The sequence below is a fragment of the Chelativorans intermedius genome (genome assembly GCF_025398255.1).
GTDB lineage: Bacteria > Pseudomonadota > Alphaproteobacteria > Rhizobiales > Rhizobiaceae > Chelativorans > Chelativorans intermedius.
In genome coordinates, this window is the sequence record NZ_JAODNW010000093.1 from 1 (window position 1) to 910 (window position 910).

The window sequence follows — 910 nt, forward strand, 5'->3', positions numbered from 1 at the left end:
GGGTCGGCTTGCCGGGGTCGATGAAATACAGCTGGACGCCGTGATCATCGGCCCATCCATCCAGCGCCCGCCCGCGCAGTTCCGGGCCGTTATCAACGACCAGGATATCGGGGTATCCCCTCTCACGGGCCACGCGTTCCAGCATCTCGACCACCCGTTCTCCCGGCAACGAGAAGTCCACCTCGATCGCCGGGCACTCCCGGGTGCAGTCGTCCTTGAGATTTGCGGTGCGGAACTTGCGGCCGTTCGCCAGCGCATCGCTGGTGAAGTCGAGCGACCAGCGCTGGTTGGCCGCGATGGGGCACCAGGCCCCCTCACGGCCTTCGCGCGGGATCTTCTTGCGCTTGGTGCGGCGCAGCCACAGCTGTTCTTCGCGGTAGATACGCTCGACGACCTTGACGTTCACCCTGAAGCCCTCGCGGACCAGCTTGGCATGCAGCATGCGATAGCCATACCTCCGATGCTTGCCTGACAGCGTGATCAGGCGCTCTCTCAGCCGCGCGTGGCGGTCTGGCCGTGCCTGATACGCCAGGCTCGACCGCGAAATCCCGACCAGCCTGCACGCCCGCCGTTCCGTGAACTGATGCGTCGTCATCAGCTTCCTCACCGCGGCACGGCGGTGCGCAGGCGTCAGGAGTTTTTTGCCAGCAGCCCCTTCAGGCCAGCGTTGTCCAGCATCGCGTCGGCCAGCAGACGCTTCAGCTCGGCGTTCTCGGCCTCAAGATCCTTCAGCCGACGCAGCTCGGAAACCGTCATGCCGCCGTACTTGGCCTTCCACTTGTACAGCGTGGCATCCGACATGCCGTGCTTGCGGCACAGCTCCGAGACCTTCGCCCCCGCCGCATACTCCTGCAGGATCCCGACAATCTGTTCTTCGGTGAAACGTGATTTGCGCATCGTCTGTTCTCCT

The 910-nt window shown here is 64.3% G+C and carries 2 protein-coding genes; both read right to left on the reverse strand.

From position 1 onward, the window contains the following. Positions 1-595, reverse strand: a 595-nt coding sequence (locus tag NYR58_RS20450) for a DDE-type integrase/transposase/recombinase (RefSeq protein ID WP_261522953.1), incomplete at its 3' end; no start/stop codon positions are given. Between the two features lie 35 nt (positions 596-630). After that, positions 631-910 (reverse strand): transposase (locus NYR58_RS20455; RefSeq protein ID WP_261522954.1); only part of this gene is annotated, 280 nt, incomplete at its 5' end.